This window comes from Mesorhizobium sp. WSM4808, assembly GCF_055811675.1.
This window is the reverse complement of the sequence record NZ_JBVVQX010000001.1, coordinates 129,303-146,530: the sequence shown is the minus strand read 5'-3', so window position 1 is coordinate 146,530 and position 17,228 is coordinate 129,303. Positions and strand designations below refer to the sequence as shown.

Here is a 17,228-nt window from a genome sequence, read left to right as displayed (position 1 = left end):
TCCTATCTCAGCTTGAGGGTCGACAGGCCGACCAGCGCCAGGATGACGGCGATGATCCAGAAGCGGATCACCACCTGGCTTTCGGTCCAGCCGAGCTTTTCGAAATGATGGTGGATCGGCGCCATCAGGAACACCCGCTTGCCGGTCATCTTGAAGTAGCCGACCTGGATGATGACCGACAGGATTTCCACGACGAACAATCCGCCGACGATGACCAGCACGATCTCGTGCTTGGTGGCGACCGCGACGGTGCCGATCAGGCCGCCCATGGCCAACGATCCGGTGTCACCCATGAAGATCGCCGCCGGCGGCGCGTTGAACCAGAGGAAGCCGAGGCCGGCGCCGATGACCGCGCCGAGCACGACCGCCAGTTCACCGGTGCCGGGCACGAAATGTATCTGCAGATATTCGGCGAACACGGCGTTGCCTGAGAGATAGGCGATGACGCCGAAGGAGGCCGCCGCGATCATGATCGGCACGATCGCCAGCCCGTCCAGACCGTCGGTGAGGTTCACAGCATTGCCTGCTCCGACGATGACGAAGCAGGAGAACGGAATGAAGAACCAGCCGAGATTGACGATGAATTCCTTGGCGAAGGGAAACGTCAGCGACGAAGAGAACGGCGCCTGGCCATTGTGCATGATCACCCAGGCGGCGATGCCGGCGATGACGAATTCAAGCGCCAGCCTTGCCTTGCCGGAAAAGCCGAGATGCGACTGCTTGGTCACCTTCAGATAGTCGTCGTAGAAGCCGATCGAGCCGAAGCCCAGCGTCACCAGCAGCACCACCCAGACATAGATGCTCGACAGGTTGGCCCACAAAAGCGACGAGCCGATAATGCCCGACAGGATCATCAGTCCGCCCATGGTCGGCGTGCCGGCCTTCTTGAAATGCGTCTGCGGTCCGTCGGCGCGGATCGGCTGGCCCTTGCCTTGCCGCAGCCGCAGCGAATTGATGATGGTCGGCCCGAAGATGAAGACGATCAGCGCCGACGTGATCAGCGCCCCGCCGGTGCGGAAGGTGATGTAGCGGAAGACATTGAAGACCGAGACCTTGTCCGCAAAATCGACGAGCAGTGTAAACATGCGCTTTTCGTCCCCCGACCTAGGTCTGTTTTCTGGCTGTCGATTCAGCCGGGAATTTGCCCAGCAGCGCATCGACCAGTTTTGCAAAGCCGATGCCCTTCGACGATTTGATCATCACCACGTCGCCCGGCTTGAGCGCGGCAAGCAGCACCGGCTTCAACTCCTCGACACCGGCGCGGTATTCCGTCTTGATCTCAGCCGGCAGCGCTTCTGCCAGCACCCGCATTTCCGGGCCGCCGAGAAAGACGGTCTGCGTGCCCGAGCTGACGATGAGATCGGCAAGGGCTGCATGCAGCTTGGCCGAGTGGTCGCCAAGTTCGAGCATGTCGCCGAGCACGGCGATGCGGCGGCCCTCGCCCGTCACAGGCGTCGCGTTGAGCAATGCCATGGCAGCAGCCATCGATGCCGGATTGGCGTTGTAGCTTTCGTCGATCAGCGTGATCAGTCCACCTGGGTAGCTCGAAGTCGAGCCGCCGGGATGGCGCAGCACATGGCGCTTGCCGCGCCCGCGTTCGGCCGAAAGATCGGCCAGTGCTGAAGCCACCTTGTCGAGATCGGCGCCGACCAGATGCGCCGCACCCAGCACCGCCAGCACGTTCTGCACCATATGGCGGCCGGGCGCGCCGATCCGCGCCGCCACTTCGTGGCCGCCGATCCTGGCGATGATGTCGGAATGATCCGCATGCAGTTCGCATTTGGTGAGCTTGAAGGTAGAGCGCGCATTCTCGCCGAAGCCGTAGACGTGCTCGACACCGGCGGCATGGGCCATCTTGTCGAGCAGCTTGAAGCGCGCATCATCGCGGTTGAGGATGGCGGCCCCCTCGGGCTCCAGCCCTTCGAAAATCTCGGCCTTGGCCTTGGCAATCTCGTCGAGATTGCGGAAAAAGCCGAGATGCGCCGCCGCGATCATGGTGACGATGGCGACATGCGGCCTCACCATTTTTACCAGCGGCCGGATTTCGTCGGGATGGTTCATGCCGATCTCGAATACGGCATAGTCGCAATCATCAGGCATGCGCGCCAAGGTCAGCGGCACGCCCCAGTGATTGTTGAAGGACTGCGCCGAGGCGTGCACCTTGCCGACGGCTTGCAGCACATGGCGCAGCGCTTCCTTGGTCGTGGTCTTGCCGGCCGAACCGGTCACAGCGATGATTTTCGCGCTCGAGCGGGCGCGCGACGCAACTCCAAGCTTTTCCAGTGCGACCAGCACGTCCTCGACGACGATAATCGGCGCCGTCAGCCGGCCGAGCGACGGCAGCTTGCCTTCGGCCACCACCAGCACGCCGGCGCCGGCCTTGATGGCGGCGGTGGCGAAATCATGGCCGTCCATCGCCTCGCCCTTGATGGCGAAGAAGGCGTCGCCCGGCTGCAGGCTGCGGCTGTCGATCGAAATGCCGGAAATGCCTTCCGGCATCGGCCCCAACGGCCGCCCGTCCATGGCGGCAACCAGCGCCTCGCAGGTCCACAGCAAGCTCATGCGGCACGCTCCGTAAGTGCCGCGCGAACTTCCTCGTGATCGGAGAAATGCAAGGTTTCGGAGCCGATCGTCTGGCCTTCCTCGTGGCCCTTGCCGGCCACGATCAGCGTGTCGCCGGCATGCAGCATGGCGACCGCCTCGTGGATCGCCTGGCGCCGGTCGCCGATCTCGATGGCGCCGGGGGCGGCGGCCAAAATAGCGGCGCGGATCGTTTCCGGCACTTCGGAGCGCGGATTGTCGTCGGTGACGATGACAACATCTGCAAGCCGCGTCGCAATCTCGCCCATGATCGGTCTTTTTCCCCGGTCGCGGTCGCCGCCGCAGCCGAACACGACGATGACGCGGCCGGTCGTGAATGGGCGCACCGAGGCCAGCACGTTTTCCAGCGCGTCGGGCTTGTGGGCATAATCGACATAGACCGGCGCGCCATTGCCGGTGGTGCCGACGAGGTCGAGCCGGCCCGGCGCGCCCTTCAATTTCTCCAACGCCAGCAAGGCCTTGGCGACAGGTGTTCCCGTGGAAATGGCAAGACCCGCCGAAACCAGCGCGTTCGAAATCTGGAAATCACCGGCCAGCGGCAGGTCGATCTCGTAGAGCATGCCATCGGCCTCGACCTCGGCCCGCTGGCGATGGCGTTCATGCTCAACCCGCTTCAGCCTGAGGAAATCGCCATGGCGGCCAACCGTCAGCACTTCGAGCCTGGCGGCCCGCGCCGCCTGAAAAGTCGGTGCCGACCATGGATCGTCGGCGAAGATGACGGCCGGTGCGCCTTTCGGCAGCAGCGCGTCGAACAGGCGCAATTTGGCGCGGTGATAGTCCTCGATGGTCGGATGATAGTCCATATGGTCGCGGCCGAGATTGGTGAAGCCGCCGGCCGCCAGCCTCACGCCGTCGAGACGGCGCTGGTCGAGCCCATGGCTGGAGGCTTCCATCGAGGCGTGGGTGACGCCGGCATCCGCCAATTCCCGCAGCAATTGATGCAGGGCGACTGGATCGGGCGTCGTCAGCGAGCCATAGTCGTTGCGCCCAGGCGCCACTACGCCAGTGGTGCCGATCGAAGCGGCGGCATAACCGGACTGCTCCCAGATCTGCCTGGTGAAAGCCGCGACCGAAGTCTTGCCGCTGGTGCCGGTCACCGCGACCATTATCTCAGGCTGCTTGCCGAAATAGCGGGCCGCACTCAGCGCCAACGCCAGGCGCGGATCGTCGACTGCCAATACCGGGACCGACAGCCCGGCAACGGTGCTGCCCTTGCCCGCTACGATCGCGGCCGCACCGCGCGCGGCGGCGTCGGCGGCATAAACGGCACCGTCGGCCTTGGTTCCCGCGAGCGCAAAGAAGACAACACCCGCTTTTACCTGGCGGGAATCCGAAGAAATCCCTGTAACCTCCAGATCGACGGAAGCTATTCCCTCGACGGGCAGGATACCGGCTAGATCTCTGAGCTTCATCGAGTCCCGTTCACCGCAACAAAATAGCGCGCTGTTGCCGGCGCGCCCTAAGAATCACTGATAGGAAACCAGCGTTGCACCATTTTCATGGCTGAAATCTGGCTTCACGCCAAGCATGGCAGCTGAACGCCTGATGATATTGCCGGCCATAACCCCCGCATTTGCGGCCGCGACATCCGTCATGCCCGGCTTTTCAGGGTGCGGGGCATCGGCAATGGTAAACACCAGATACTGCGGATCGTCCATCGGGAAGGCGGCGACGAAAGTGTTGAAATTCAAGTCCTTGGAGTAGCGGCCATTGACGACCTTCTCGGCCGTTCCGGTCTTGCCACCAACGCGGTAGCCGGGGACTCTGGCGTTTCGGGCAGAGCCCTTCTCGGCATTGAGCGAATAGAGGTAGCGCATGCCTTCGACGGTCTTTTCGCTCACCACTTTCTTGGCGGTGGCCATCGCTTCCGCCTGCGTACGCACCAAAAAGGTAGGGTTCATCAGGAAGCCGCCATTCATCAACGCCGCGCAGCCCACAGCCGCTTGCAGCGGCGTCGTCGACACGCCATGGCCGAAGGCGATGGTGAATGAATTCACCTGTTTCCAGACCTTCGGTTCAGTCGGACGGGCAGTCTCCGGCAATTCGGTCTGCATCCTGTCCAGAAGGCCAAGGCGATGCAGGAATTCGCGATGGCCCTCGATGCCGACCATCTCGGCTTCCCTGGCCGATCCGATGTTGGACGAATAGAGGAACACCTCCGGCAACGACAGCACACGGTTCTTGCCGTGGAAATCGTGAATGGCCTGATGGCCGACCCGGATTGGATGCGAAGCATCGAAGCGGCTCGCCATCGTCGCCTTGCCGGAATCGAGCGCCATGGCTGAGGTGAAGCTCTTGAAGGTCGAGCCCATCTCGTAGAGGCCCGCCGACATGCGATTCAGCCGGTCCTTGTCCTGTGCATTGTAGGGATTGTTCGGATCGAAATCCGGCACCGAGGCCATGGCCACCACTTCGCCGGTCTTGACGTTGAGCACGACGGCGCCGGCGCCCATGGCACGATAGCGCTCCAGGCCGGCGGCGATCTCGTCGCGCACCACATGCTGCACGCGCAGATCGATCGAAAGCTTTACCGGCTTGAGATCCTTGGCAATGGCAAGGCCCGATGCCTGCAGGTCGCTCAAGCCTTGCTCGTCGACATATTTCTCCATTCCGGAGATGCCCTGGTTGTCGATGTTGGTGAGGCCGACAATGTAGGACGAGGTCTCGCCGCTCGGATAGAAGCGGCGCTTTTCGGTACGGAAGCCGAAACCGGGAATGCCGAGCTGCATGATGTCGGACTGTTGCTTGGGCGTCAGCTGCCGCTGCAGCCAGACGAAACCGGCGCCGCTCTTCAGCTTATGGTAGGTCTGCTCATAGTCGATGTCCGGAAGCACCGTCGACAGCTTCTCGATCGCCTCGTCGGCGTCGACAATGCGGCGCGGTTCTGCAAACAGCGACGCCGTCTTGATATCCGTGGCCAGCACTTCGCCGTTGCGGTCGACGATGTCGGGCCGCGATGCCGTCACCCGGCTCTGCGGACCGCCCGACATGTCGGGGGTCTGGAAGCCGAGATAGACCAGCCGCCCTGATATGGTCGAGAAGATACCGAAGAACACCGCCATCGTCATGACGATGCGCGTCCTGCCCTTGCCGCCGGTCGCCTTGCGGGCGCCCTCGACGACGATCGATCCATCTTCACTCGTCCTGGCGCGACGCTTCAGCAGTTTGCCGATCATTGGGCGATGCCTCCGGTCACGACGGGATCCTTACTGTCCGAAGGCGCTTGGTCGGAATTGTCGGCCATACCACCCTGGCGTCCGTTCAGGATGTCCTGGATGTCCAGGGATTTGGCCGGCAGGTCGCCGATGCCGCCTATCTGGCGGGCGCTGACCGGCTCGAGTTCGAGCTGCGACTTGTAGAGTTCAGCCAGCTTCTGCAGCCGCGACGGCTGGGTAAGCAGGCTCCAGTCGGCTTTGAGCAGGTCGATCGTATCCTCCTCATAGCGTATCTGCGCATGGATCTTCTGCACCGCGGCCAATTGTTCCTCGGCCTCGCGCTTGGCCTTGTAGGTAAGGGCCGCGACCGCAACCATGACGGCGATCAGGACAATGTCGCTGGTACGAAACACTTAGCTACCTCTCCCCCGGCCGGCTCGTGCCGGGAAGTGTTGGGCCGGGAAGTTTTGGAAGGCCGAAAATCGAAAAATCGCTGCTGCGCGCTGGCGCATCCGTGCGGATTGCCGCGCGCAGCCTGGCCGAACGGGCGCGCGGATTGGCCGCCACCTCGGCGTCGCCGGCAGTCACGCCGCCACCCGCCTTGCGGAACGTCGCGGTGCGGGCATGCGCCTCGGGCAAATGCCGCGAGCCGGTCGCGACATCGGCCCGGTCGGCGATGAAACGCTTGACGATGCGGTCTTCCAGCGAATGGAAGGTGACCACGGCGAGCCGTCCGCCCGGCTTCAGCGCGCGTTCGGCCGCGAACAGGGCCTTGGCCAGTTCACCAAGCTCGTCATTGACGAAGATGCGCAGCGCCTGGAAGACGCGCGTCGCCGGATGGATCTTGTCCTTCGGCGCACGGCCGATATGCGTCTCGATGGCGTCGGCCAGTTCCAGCGTGCGCTCGAACGGGCGCTTTTCGCGGCGAGCCTCGATCATGCGGGCGATGCGCCCGGCATGACGCTCCTCGCCGAGGAAGCCGAAGATGCGGGCAAGATCGCCCGGCTTGAAGGAATTGACGACGTCGGCGGCGCTGAGGCCCGATTGCGCCATGCGCATGTCGAGCGGCCCGTCGGCGCGGAACGAAAACCCGCGCTCGGCCTGGTCGAGCTGCATCGAGGACACGCCGATGTCGAGCACGACGCCCTCGGCGCTCTCAACACGTTCGTCCAGCGTTGAGAACGGCGCCTGCACCAGCCGCAGCCGGCCGCCGGACTGCGCTTCCAGATCGCGCCCGGCCGCAATGGCATCCGGATCGCGGTCGATCGCCACCACGGAAGCGCCCGTCGCCAGAATGGCCCTGGTGTAGCCGCCGGCGCCGAACGTGCCGTCGATGATGAGGTCGCCCTGCGCCGGCGCCAACGCTTCGAGCACCTCGGCAAGGAGGACCGGAATGTGGCGGGCCGATCCGCCAACGGCGTGCCCATCGATGGCATGAGGAAGGTCATCGCCGTGGCCTGCCGTCATTCCGGTCGCTCCCCAGGCTTCGTCCCCTGCCGAAGCTGCAAAAGCCGTGCCCGCGCCTGCGCCCCATAGGCGGCAAGCCGTCCCGGCTCCCAGATCTGAAAGAAATTGCCGCGCCCGACAAAGGCCACTTCCGCCGAAATGCCGGTGTGTTCGCGAAGGAAATCGCTCATCGTGATGCGGCCGTCCTGGTCGAGTTTCAAGAAGGTTCCGTCGCCATGGCAGAAGAACGACATGTCGTCCGCCGTCTGCAGGAAGGGATCCTCGAGCGCGATGCGCTGCTCGTAGCGGTCGAGCAGATCGAGCCCGCCGACATCCATCGCCGGCAGATCCAGGCAGCGCAGCGCATAAAGTTCCGAATAGCCGCGCTTCTGCACGACCGCACGGAAATGCGCGGGAACGGACACCCGTCCCTTCGCATCGATCCTGCTCACCGTGGTTGACAGAAACCGGTCCATTAAACGCTACAGCCGCTTGCGCCGCCGCACCCCTCTCCATCTTGTCGCACGCGCCGCCGCAGCGCGCTCCCTGCCCCGTATCAGCCTCGTCCGCACGGGCAAAAACCGGCAAACGCGCAGCCGCCGCGGCTGCCCGATTGGCGTACGCTTTACCCTGACACGGAACGAAGGCTTTGATGTCTAGATGGGATATCATGGGGCACTATGGGCGTCAACGGGATTAGGCTTCACAAACACGCGCGCCGCGACCAATGAGAGCAGCCTCGCCGACACGTCTCGTCTTTATGGTCTATTAAGCCTAACGAACCGTTTAGAGCCGCCTGGCCCAACCGGACGCGCCTTGCCGAGCGCCGCTGCCGGGCATAGCGTCTCGCCACATCTCGTCGGTCGCAACCAGGGTTGGAAATTCGATGTCCGAAACTGCAAAGTCACGCGCTGCAGCGCTTCCTCACCTGCGTCGCAGCGGGCTTGCCATGGGCGATTCCATTCCCCTGCCACTGACCATGGCCGCCATCTTTCATGCGCCCGGCGACGCCACCGGTTTCAACCAGTACGGGCGATTCAGTAACCCGACCTGGGACGCGGTCGAACATATGCTGGCCCATCTGGAGGACGCGCCTTGCGTCGCCTTCCCTTCAGGAATGGCGGCAATCTCGGCGGCGTTTTTTACCGTGCTCAAGACTGGCGACCGTTTCCTGCTGCCATCGGACGGCTACCACACGACAAGAGCGCTGGCCGATCGCTTCCTCAAGCCGCTCGGCATCGTCTACGATGTCAGGCCTACCTCGACCTTCCTCGACGGCGGCTTCGATGGCTATCGCCTCGCCTTTGTCGAAACCCCCGCCAATCCGGGGCTGGATATCTGCGATATCGCCGCCGTTGCCGATGCTGTTCACAAAGCCGGCGCGATCCTTGTCGTCGACAACACGACCATGACACCCTTCGGCCAACGGCCGCTCGACCATGGCGCCGATATCGTCGTTGCCGCCGACACCAAGGCACCCAACGGCCATTCAGATGTGCTGTTCGGCCATGTCGCCAGCCGCAATGCCGAGATCATCGCCGCCGTGACCGGCTGGCGCGAAGTTTCCGGCAGCATTCCCGGACCATTCGAAGCCTGGCTGGTGCATCGCGGCCTGGAGACACTGGATGTGCGCTTCGATCGCATGTGTTCCTCGGCGGAAGTCATCGCGCGGCGGCTGCAGGGCCACCGGGCAATCAGCGGCCTCCGTTATCCCGGACTGGAAGGCGATCCGTCGCACAACCTTGCCCGTGCCCAGATGGAGCGCTTCGGCTTTCTGATCTCTTTCGAGCTCGCCTCGGAGGACAAGGCCGAGGATTTCATCAACAATTGCGCCTTGATGCAGGCCGCGACATCCTTCGGCGGCGTCCACACCTCCGCCGAGCGGCGCTTGAAGCGAGGCGATGCCGTTGCCGCCGGCTTCGTTCGCCTCTCGGTCGGCTGCGAGCCGGTGGAAGAGCTCTGGAAGGCAATCGAGGCGTCGCTGGACAAGATCGGCGGCTGACCGGACCGATCACGGGCCGAGATCGTCGGCTTCTATGTTGCGATAGCCGCGCAGTACACGAATGATCTCGATCGCGTCGTCACCTACACGATACAAGGTGAGATAGTCGCCAACGAGCAGATGACGGACGCCGGGCGCGATGTCATCGCGCGGCGCGCCGGAGAAGGGATAGGTCTCCAGTTGCTGCCACCGTGCCTCGATGCGATCGAGCAACCTATCCGCTGCGACCTCGCTATCGCGTGCAACATGAAGCCAGATCGCGATCAAATCGTCTTCTGCGCGCGCGTTCCGGACGATGAATAGCGAATTCATGCTGCGTCGTCAGATCGCAAGCGCCTCCGCGCCTCGGCCTTGATTTCATCCATCGACGCAAATCGTCCCGGCCCGCTGTCTATCCCTTCCTGCACCAGCTTGCGCAACTCATCGAGCGTATAGCCGAAGAGATCGCGCCGATCCTTCCATTGCCGCAGCGCATCTCGGATCACTTCGCTGGCGGAGGCATATTCGCCGGCGGCGACGACATCATCCACCGCCTGCGCCAGTTCCGGCGACAGCGTGATGCTGCGTTTGTCGACCTGTCCCATGAGAGGCTCCCGGTACCATTTCCCGATCATGGTACGATTTAATCGCACCGGTTTCAAGCAATGGCCGACTCTCGCTCGCACGGATGAACGGCCGGGCAGGCTTGAATCAACAGGCGCGCCCGAGGGCGCAACCTGCTGAATTCAAGAGACTTCTCTTGATATCGGGGGAGAGAGTTGCCAGCTGGCCTGTAAGCCGGGTTCTGTATGGCCCTCGCCCCTTGCGCGGCGAGAACGTGGCGGCCATTCATCTTGGGCGCATGTTGCCATGTGCCTCACGCAACCTACCCGGACGGTGAGCCGGAAACAGCCCTCGAGGGTTTCCCCTCGCACCGCCCCTATTCGGTCTTGCTCCCGGTGGGGTTTGCCGTGCCGCTCCTGTTGCCAGTCGCGCGGTGGGCTCTTACCCCACCCTTTCACCCTTGCCCCGAATCCGGCAAGCCGGATCGTGGCGGTTTGCTTTCTGTGGCACTTTCCCTGGGGTCGCCCCCGCCGGCCATTAACCGGCACCGTGTTTCCATGGAGCCCGGACTTTCCTCACCCGCGGCCTTTCGGCGTTTGCGGGTGCGGCCGCCCAGCCAGCTGGCAGAGCGTATAAAGGGGTTCACGCCCGAAAACGCAAACGAAAAAGCAGACTTATGCGGGCGATCCAAGCGCAGCCATCTGCACCTTGACCTTGCCGCAATAGGCGGCCGACACCGGGTTCATCCGCGTTGCGGCGTGTCCAGCATTGTATTTCAGAATCGTGCCGCAGGTCGTGCCGCCGCCGAGGCTCCGCGCCATGGCAAGGTATTTCATGCCGTATTTGATGTTGGTGTCGGGATCGAACAGGCCCTTTGCGGAGCCGCTATAGCCCATCATCCGAGCCGTGGCCGGCTTGATCTGCATCAGGCCGATCTCGCCTGCGCCGCCGACGATGTTGGGCCGGTAGTTGCTTTCGATCTGGATGACCGCCGTGGCGAGCGACACCGGCACGCCTTCGATCGCCGCATAGCGGGCAACGATAGCGGAATACTGCCCACTGCTGGCCACCGCCGCCGTCGATGCCGCCGCGTTCTGGACTCCGATCGACGCTGTTCTCGTCATGTCGATGGTCTTTCGGCCACGCTTCGTCTGCTTTCTGGCGGACTTCTTCGGCTTGGACCAGCTTGCTTTTTCCATTTTCGCGGAAGCCCGCTTCGTCTCCGCTTTGGCGGAAGCCCGCTTTGTTGCCTTGGCGTCGTGGCCTGCCTTGCCGCTTTTCGCGGATACCACGGGAAACCCTTGATCGGCCCGCGGGCTGAATGATGCTGCATGCGCCGCACTGAAGGCAAAAGTCATTACACCGGCAGCAAGAGCTGCCGTTAAAACGGTAAATTTCTGCATGTGATCCTGTTCTGTCTGAACCGCGCGAAGATGTTCGCGCAGCAACGCCTAACCAACGTCGGAACAACCCGGGGGGCTTGGGGTCCGACATCTACACGTCAGCCGTTTGACGCCCGAATTGGTGTCAAACAAGGCCAGGCAAGTCACTTTGAGTGACAGCTTGTAACTTAAGGATGGGAAAGAATTGCTTGAGAGAGGCTCTCCCGGGGGTCAGCGCCTCACGGAAGCAAGCAGCCTTTGCAGCGTCCGCAGCGTCGAGCCGTCGGCAACGCCGTCCACCTTGCGCGGCCGGAAATGGCGCTGGAAGGCCTCGACCACCGCCTCCGTCTGCCGGTCGAAAACGCCGGATATTTCAACGCCATAGCCGTAGAGGGCCAGCATCGACTGCAACGCTTCGACGTCGCCGCCGGTATCGCCGGTTGTCAGAGTGGCGCCTCGCCTGACGGGCGCGGCCGCCACGAGATGGCCAACACCGGCCTCGAACAGCGTCCGCCACGGAAACTTCTCGCCGGGATCGATCTTGCGCCCCGGCGCAACATCGGAATGCGCGAGTACCCGCTCGGCGGCGATCGAATGCCGACCGGCGATCCCACGGCACAGCGCGATCACCGCATCGATCTGCCGCCGGGGAAAACCGGGATAGCCCAGCGAATGCCCTGGATTGACGATCTCGATGCCGACCGAACAGGAATTGATGTCGGCCCGTCCGAACCACGAACTCTTGCCGGCATGCCAAGCGCGGTCGCTTTCCCTGACCATCTGCACGATATGGCCATTCTCGTGGACGAGATAATGTGACGAGACCTCGCTGGCCGGGTCGCAAAGCCAGGCCTCGGCCCCGGCGCCGGTCGCCATACCGGTGTAGTGCAGCACGATCATGTCAGGCCTGGGCGTCTCGCGCCGCGGGCCGAAATTCGGCGATACCCTGACTTCGGCACGTGGCTCGTCGGGCAGAAAGCCGCTCATGCGTGGCGCAGGCCCCGCTCGATCATCTCGTAGGCAACGTTGATCGCCGCCACCCTGGTGGTCGCGATCTTGATGAATTCCTGAGGCAGGCCGCGCGCGATCAGCCGGTCCGGATGATTGTCGGAAACCAGCTTGCGATAGCGCTTCCTGACCTCTTCGAACGGCTTGCCGCGCTCGATGCCAAGCACGACATAAGGATCCCCGGCGCCCAGGTTGACATGTCGCGCCATGATGGTCTCGTAATGCGCTTCGTCGATGCGGAAAATCTCGGCGATGCGGTGCAGGAAATGGCCTTCGCGCTCGTGCACCAGCCCGTCGGCCTTGGCGATGTGGAACAGACCGTCGAGTATGTCTTCCAGCATCACACAATTGGAATGCCCGGAACCGCACATCTGCGCCATCCGCTCGGCATAGGTCTCGAAACCGGCCACGTCGCGCTGGGCGAGATCGAACAGACGCGCCACATTGCGCGTCTCCTTCGGCGGCACTTCGAATATTTCCTGGAAGGCGCGCACCTCGTCCTGGGTGACGATACCATCGGCCTTGGCCATCTTGGCCGACAGCGCGATCATCGCCACCGAAAAGGCGACACGCCGGCGCAAATCCGCATCGCCGGCGAAAACCGTGCGCACGGCCTCGACCACGTCGGCGACACCCGACGAGGCTGAGGATGAAACGCGGGTGATGAATTCGCCGAGGCGATCCCAAATGGACATGGCCTGCTTCTTAGAGCCACCGCCCGCTCCTATCAAGCCGGGACAGTGCCGCAGGCTTTGCGCGACAAATCGATCGGACTCCAACGCCATGGCGCTCGGACAATATGAGAAAGGCCAGCGCGAGCCGGCCTTTCTCATTCATCACACGAAGTACTGCTTGCTCACTACTGCGCGGGCGCAGGAGCTGGTGTTGCCGGAGCCGGCTCGGCAGGCTTCTCGGGTGTGATGCTCTTCGTGGTAGAATTATCCGTTGCCGGAGGCGTCGCGGCCGGCGGCGTGGCTTCCGGAGTAGCCGGCTTCATCGGTTCCTCGGCAGCCGGCGGATTGGTGCTCTGGGTAGTGGTATTGTCCGTACCGCTGTCACTGCAGGCGGCGACGCCAAGCAAGGCCAGAGCGGAAACGGAAGCGAGAATGAGCTTTTTCATTTGTCTCTCCTTCAACACACGCTCACGTTGCCGTGAGCGGTCGAAGGACAAATGCGTCAGACGGCCATGAGTTTCGTAACGTTGCGTTTCGACATGTAACATCGTCTGGTTCATTTGCGATTGCCGCTCAGGCCGTGGCGAACTAACAGAATGTGCCGAACCACCGATCGAACGTAAAAGCGCCAGGGGCTGTCATGACCGAAAAATGGGATTTCTGGATCGACCGCGGCGGCACATTCACCGATATCATCGGCCGAGATCCGGAAGGCGGGCTGCACCCGCGCAAGCTTCTCTCCGAAAATCCCGAAGCCTACAACGATGCTGCCATCCAGGGCATTCGCGACCTTCTTGGCTTGTCGGCCGGCGACACGATCCCGAGCGGCCTGATCGGCGACATCAAGATGGGCACCACGGTTGCAACCAATGCGCTGCTGGAGCGCAAGGGCGACCGCGTGCTTTTGCTCATCACCAAGGGCTTTCGCGACGCGCTGAAGATCGCCTACCAGGCGCGTCCGGACATCTTCGCCAAGGAGATCATCCTTCCCGAACAGCTCTACGAGCGCGTCATCGAAATCAACGAGCGCGTGCGCGCCGATGGCCGCGTCGAACAATTGCTCGACATCGCCGCCTGCCGGCCGGCGATCGAACAGGCCAGGGCCGATGGCATCGATGCGGTCGCCATCGTCTTCATGCACGCCTGGAAATACCCCGACCACGAGAAGGCGGTGGCAAAAGTCTGCCGCAAACTTGGTTTCAGCCAGGTCTCGGTCAGCCACGAAGTCTCGCCACTGATCAAGCTGGTCGGCCGCGGCGACACCGCGGTGGTCGACGCCTATTTGTCGCCGATCCTGTCGCGCTATGTGCAAAGGGTGGCGGGAGAGCTGGGCGCGGCGCCAAGCTCCCCCCTTGTGGGGGAGATCGGCCAATCGCCCCGCCTGATGTTCATGATGTCGTCGGGCGGTCTCACCGCTGCCGACATGTTCCAGGGCAAGGACGCACTACTGTCAGGACCGGCCGGCGGCGTCGTCGGCATGGTCGAGACGGCCAGGCTCGCCGGCTTCGACAAGGTCATCGGCTTCGACATGGGCGGCACCTCCACCGATGTCGCCCACTATGACGGCGAATACGAACGCGCCTTCGACACCGAGGTCGCCGGCGTGCGCATCCGCGCGCCGATGATGCGCATCCATACCGTCGCCGCCGGCGGCGGCTCGATCCTGCATTGCGAGGCCGGTCGCTTCCGGGCCGGACCTGACTCGGCTGGCGCCAATCCCGGCCCGGCAGCCTACCGGCGCGGCGGCCCGCTCGCCGTCACCGACGCCAACGTCATGCTTGGCAAGCTGCAGCCCGATTTCTTTCCGGCTATATTCGGACCCGGCCAGGACGAGCCGCTCGACGTCGAGACGGTGCGAGCAAAATTTGCGGCACTCGCCGCCGAAATCGGCGATGGCCGGTCGCCCGAGACTGTCGCCGAAGGGTTCGTCACCATCGCCGTGGAGAACATGGCCAACGCCATCAAGAAGATCTCTGTCCAGCGCGGCTACGACGTCACCGAATATCTCCTGAACTGTTTTGGCGGCGCCGGCGGCCAGCACGCTTGCCTGGTCGCCGATGCGCTCGGCATGGAGGCGGTGCTGATCCATCCCTTCTCCGGCCTGCTGTCGGCCTATGGTATCGGCCTGTCATCGGTCTTTGCCTCGCGCCAGCAGGCGCTGCTGAAACCGCTTGCCGAAGAGTCCAGAATGGAGATCGGCAACCTCATTGCCATTTTGAGAAAAGCCGTTGTCGCCGAACTCGCGGCGCAAGGCATCGGCGAGGATACGGTCGCCACGAAGCCGGTGCTGCACATTCGCTATGACGGCACCGACACGACACTGCCGGTGAATTTCGAGGCGGATTCGATTTTCCAGGCCAGGCGCGATTTTGAAATCGCCCACAAGGCGCAGTTCGGTTTCGTCTATGACGACAAGCCGATGATCGTCGAGACCGTCGGCGTCGAAGGCACGGACACCGGCGGCACCGGGCGCGACGAAACTGAATCGCGAACCGAAGACCTTGCCGTAAGCCCTTCGCAAACCCGCGAAATCTTCACCGAGGGAGAGTGGCGCACTTCACCCATCTTCCGCCGCGAAGCGCTGAAGCCGGGAAACAGGGTTGCCGGACCTGCCTTGATTATCGAGCCGAACCAGACGATCGTCATCGAGCCGGGCTGGCTGGCCGAAATCACCGCCAGGAACCATGTGCTCCTGCGCCGTGTCGAGAAAAAGCGCCGGCAGGCAGCGCTCGGCACGGAGGCCGATCCGGTCATGCTGGAGGTCTTCAACAACCTGTTCATGTCGATCGCCGAGCAGATGGGCGTGACGCTGCAGAACACCGCCTATTCCGTCAACATCAAGGAAAGGCTGGATTTTTCCTGCGCCGTCTTCGATCGCCATGGCGCGCTGGTCGCCAATGCGCCGCACATGCCGGTGCATCTGGGCTCGATGGACCGCTCGGTCGAAACCATCATCCGGCTGAATTCCGGCGACATCCACCCCGGCGACGTCTTTGCCCTCAACGCGCCCTACAATGGCGGCACGCATCTGCCCGACATCACCGTGGTGACGCCGGTGTTTTCCCTCCCCCTCGAGGGGAGGGTGGCCGCGCAGCGGCCGGGTGGGGTCCTCTCAGAAGGCACCGCAAGAGCGTCGAACCCGGTCGATCCGACCCCCTCCGGCGGCTTCGCCGCCACCTCCCCCTCGAGGGGGGAGGAAATCCTGTTCTGGGCCGCCTCGCGCGGCCATCATGCCGATATCGGCGGCACGGCACCCGGCTCGATGACGCCGCTCGCCACCACGGTCGACGAGGAAGGCGTGCTGTTCGACAATTTCCGCATCGTCGACCGCGGAAAATTCCGCGAGAAGGAGCTGGAAACGCTGCTCACCGACCACCGCTATCCAGCTCGCAATCCGCACCAGAACATCGCCGACCTCAAGGCGCAGATCGCCGCCAACGAAAAGGGCGTCGCGGAACTGCGCAAGATGGTCGCGCATTTCGGCCTCGATGTCGTCGAGGCCTATATGGGCCATGTCCAGGACAATGCGGCCGAAAGCGTGCGCCGCGTGCTGGAGCGGCTGCCCGACAGTTCGCAGTACGAATACCCGACCGACACCGGCCAAATCATCAAGGTGAAGATCACGGTCGACCGGCAAAAGCGCGAGGCGACCGTCGACTTCACCGGCACCTCGCCGGTGATGAAGAACAATTTCAACGCGCCGGAACCCGTCGCCCGCGCCGCCGTGCTCTATGCCTTCCGCGTCATGGTCGAGGACATGATCCCGATGAATGCCGGGTGCCTGCGGCCCATCAACATCATCATTCCCGACGGCTGCATGCTGAAACCCGCCTACCCCGCCGCCGTCGTCGCCGGCAATGTCGAGACCTCGCAGCACGTCACCAACGCGCTGTTCGGCGCCATGGGCGCCATGGCCAACGCGCAAGGCACGATGAACAACCTGACCTTCGGCAACAAGACATACCAGTATTACGAGACGATCTGCTCCGGCTCGCCGGCCGGCCAGATGAATTCCGGCCGCGGCTTTGCCGGCACCTCCGGCGTCCACACCCACATGACCAATTCGCGCCTCACCGATCCGGAAGTGCTGGAGCTGCGCTTTCCCGTTCTGCTCGAGGATTTCCACATTCGGGAAGGATCCGGCGGCAAAGGCAAATGGAGCGCCGGCGACGGCACCAGGCGCACCATCCGCTTCCTCGAAAAGATGGAATGCGCGATCCTGTCCTCGCACCGCAACCGGCCGCCGCAAGGGCTGGACGGTGGCGGCGATGGCGAGGTCGGGTCGACCAAGGTCCGCCGCAAGGACGGTGCGATCGACGTGCTAAAAGCCTGCGACCAGACCCTGCTTCAGGCCGGCGACGCCGTCATCCTGACGACGCCGACGCCGGGGGGATTCGGCAAGCTGTAAGAAGGCGTC

The 17,228-nt window shown here is 63.3% G+C and carries 15 protein-coding genes and 1 other RNA gene; 2 read left to right on the top strand and 14 right to left on the bottom strand.

Translation table 11 applies throughout. From position 1 onward, the window contains the following. Positions 1-2 precede the first annotated feature (2 nt). The 7 genes from mraY to mraZ are packed head-to-tail and all read right to left on the bottom strand — an operon-like array spanning position 3 to position 7,678. Entirely contained in the window at positions 3-1,085 is a 1,083-nt protein-coding gene (gene mraY / locus AC0L2U_RS00645) for a phospho-N-acetylmuramoyl-pentapeptide-transferase (protein WP_013530954.1), read from the bottom strand. Positions 1,086-1,104: 19 nt separating this feature from the next. Then, positions 1,105-2,562, bottom strand: a complete 1,458-nt coding sequence (locus tag AC0L2U_RS00640) for a UDP-N-acetylmuramoylalanyl-D-glutamyl-2,6-diaminopimelate--D-alanyl-D-alanine ligase (protein WP_127809990.1) — start codon at positions 2,560-2,562, stop codon at positions 1,105-1,107. After that, entirely contained in the window at positions 2,559-4,013 is a 1,455-nt protein-coding gene (locus AC0L2U_RS00635) for a UDP-N-acetylmuramoyl-L-alanyl-D-glutamate--2,6-diaminopimelate ligase (RefSeq protein ID WP_127399080.1), read from the bottom strand. Before AC0L2U_RS00635 ends, AC0L2U_RS00640 begins: the two co-directional genes overlap by 4 nt. Before the next feature lie 54 nt (positions 4,014-4,067). Beyond that, positions 4,068-5,777: a peptidoglycan D,D-transpeptidase FtsI family protein gene (locus AC0L2U_RS00630; RefSeq protein WP_027034944.1), complete on the bottom strand. Its 1,710-nt coding sequence runs from the start codon at positions 5,775-5,777 to the stop codon at positions 4,068-4,070. Continuing rightward, positions 5,774-6,169 carry a cell division protein FtsL gene (ftsL, locus tag AC0L2U_RS00625; protein ID WP_128364617.1) on the bottom strand — a complete coding sequence of 132 codons (396 nt, stop codon included), beginning with the start codon at positions 6,167-6,169 and terminating at the stop codon, positions 5,774-5,776. The genes AC0L2U_RS00630 and ftsL overlap by 4 nt, the downstream gene beginning before the upstream one ends. 4 nt (positions 6,170-6,173) lie before the next feature. Further along, a complete protein-coding gene (gene rsmH / locus AC0L2U_RS00620; RefSeq protein ID WP_292700864.1) occupies positions 6,174-7,223 on the bottom strand; it encodes a 16S rRNA (cytosine(1402)-N(4))-methyltransferase RsmH in 1,050 nt (349 codons plus the stop codon). Continuing rightward, a complete protein-coding gene (gene mraZ, locus AC0L2U_RS00615) occupies positions 7,220-7,678 on the bottom strand; it encodes a division/cell wall cluster transcriptional repressor MraZ (RefSeq protein WP_128288471.1) in 459 nt (152 codons plus the stop codon). The genes rsmH and mraZ overlap by 4 nt, the downstream gene beginning before the upstream one ends. Before the next feature lie 410 nt (positions 7,679-8,088). On the opposite strand from mraZ, the gene AC0L2U_RS00610 reads away from it, so the two are divergent. Continuing rightward, a complete protein-coding gene (locus AC0L2U_RS00610; RefSeq protein ID WP_292700869.1) occupies positions 8,089-9,204 on the top strand; it encodes a cystathionine gamma-lyase in 1,116 nt (371 codons plus the stop codon). Positions 9,205-9,213: 9 nt separating this feature from the next. Here the strand turns inward: AC0L2U_RS00610 and AC0L2U_RS00605 are convergent, their stop codons facing one another. The 7 genes from AC0L2U_RS00605 to AC0L2U_RS00575 form a co-directional block, all read right to left on the bottom strand. Further along, positions 9,214-9,516, bottom strand: a complete 303-nt coding sequence (locus tag AC0L2U_RS00605; protein WP_473601279.1) for a type II toxin-antitoxin system RelE/ParE family toxin — start codon at positions 9,514-9,516, stop codon at positions 9,214-9,216. Continuing rightward, the gene (locus tag AC0L2U_RS00600) at positions 9,513-9,788 is read right to left on the bottom strand and encodes a type II toxin-antitoxin system ParD family antitoxin (protein ID WP_027034949.1); all 276 of its coding nucleotides are present in this window, start codon (positions 9,786-9,788) and stop codon (positions 9,513-9,515) included. Before AC0L2U_RS00600 ends, AC0L2U_RS00605 begins: the two co-directional genes overlap by 4 nt. A gap of 173 nt (positions 9,789-9,961) precedes the next feature. Next, positions 9,962-10,371: RNase P RNA component class A (rnpB, locus tag AC0L2U_RS00595), an RNA gene on the bottom strand. Positions 10,372-10,421: 50 nt separating this feature from the next. Further along, positions 10,422-11,150, bottom strand: coding sequence for a lytic transglycosylase domain-containing protein (locus AC0L2U_RS00590; protein WP_127809985.1), 729 nt, complete (start codon positions 11,148-11,150; stop codon positions 10,422-10,424). Between the two features lie 210 nt (positions 11,151-11,360). After that, on the bottom strand, positions 11,361-12,116 hold the full coding sequence (locus AC0L2U_RS00585) for an N-acetylmuramoyl-L-alanine amidase (RefSeq protein ID WP_128288473.1): 756 nt from the start codon (positions 12,114-12,116) through the stop codon (positions 11,361-11,363). Continuing rightward, complete coding sequence (locus AC0L2U_RS00580; protein WP_127268668.1) at positions 12,113-12,832, bottom strand: J domain-containing protein; 720 nt, start codon at positions 12,830-12,832, stop codon at positions 12,113-12,115. Before AC0L2U_RS00580 ends, AC0L2U_RS00585 begins: the two co-directional genes overlap by 4 nt. A gap of 164 nt (positions 12,833-12,996) precedes the next feature. Then, positions 12,997-13,257 (bottom strand): hypothetical protein, encoded by a 261-nt coding sequence (locus AC0L2U_RS00575; RefSeq protein WP_081734943.1) that lies wholly within the window; start codon positions 13,255-13,257, stop codon positions 12,997-12,999. A gap of 194 nt (positions 13,258-13,451) precedes the next feature. On the opposite strand from AC0L2U_RS00575, the gene AC0L2U_RS00570 reads away from it, so the two are divergent. Beyond that, positions 13,452-17,219, top strand: a complete 3,768-nt coding sequence (locus AC0L2U_RS00570) for a hydantoinase B/oxoprolinase family protein (RefSeq protein WP_473601278.1) — start codon at positions 13,452-13,454, stop codon at positions 17,217-17,219. The last annotated feature ends 9 nt before the right edge of the window (positions 17,220-17,228 follow it).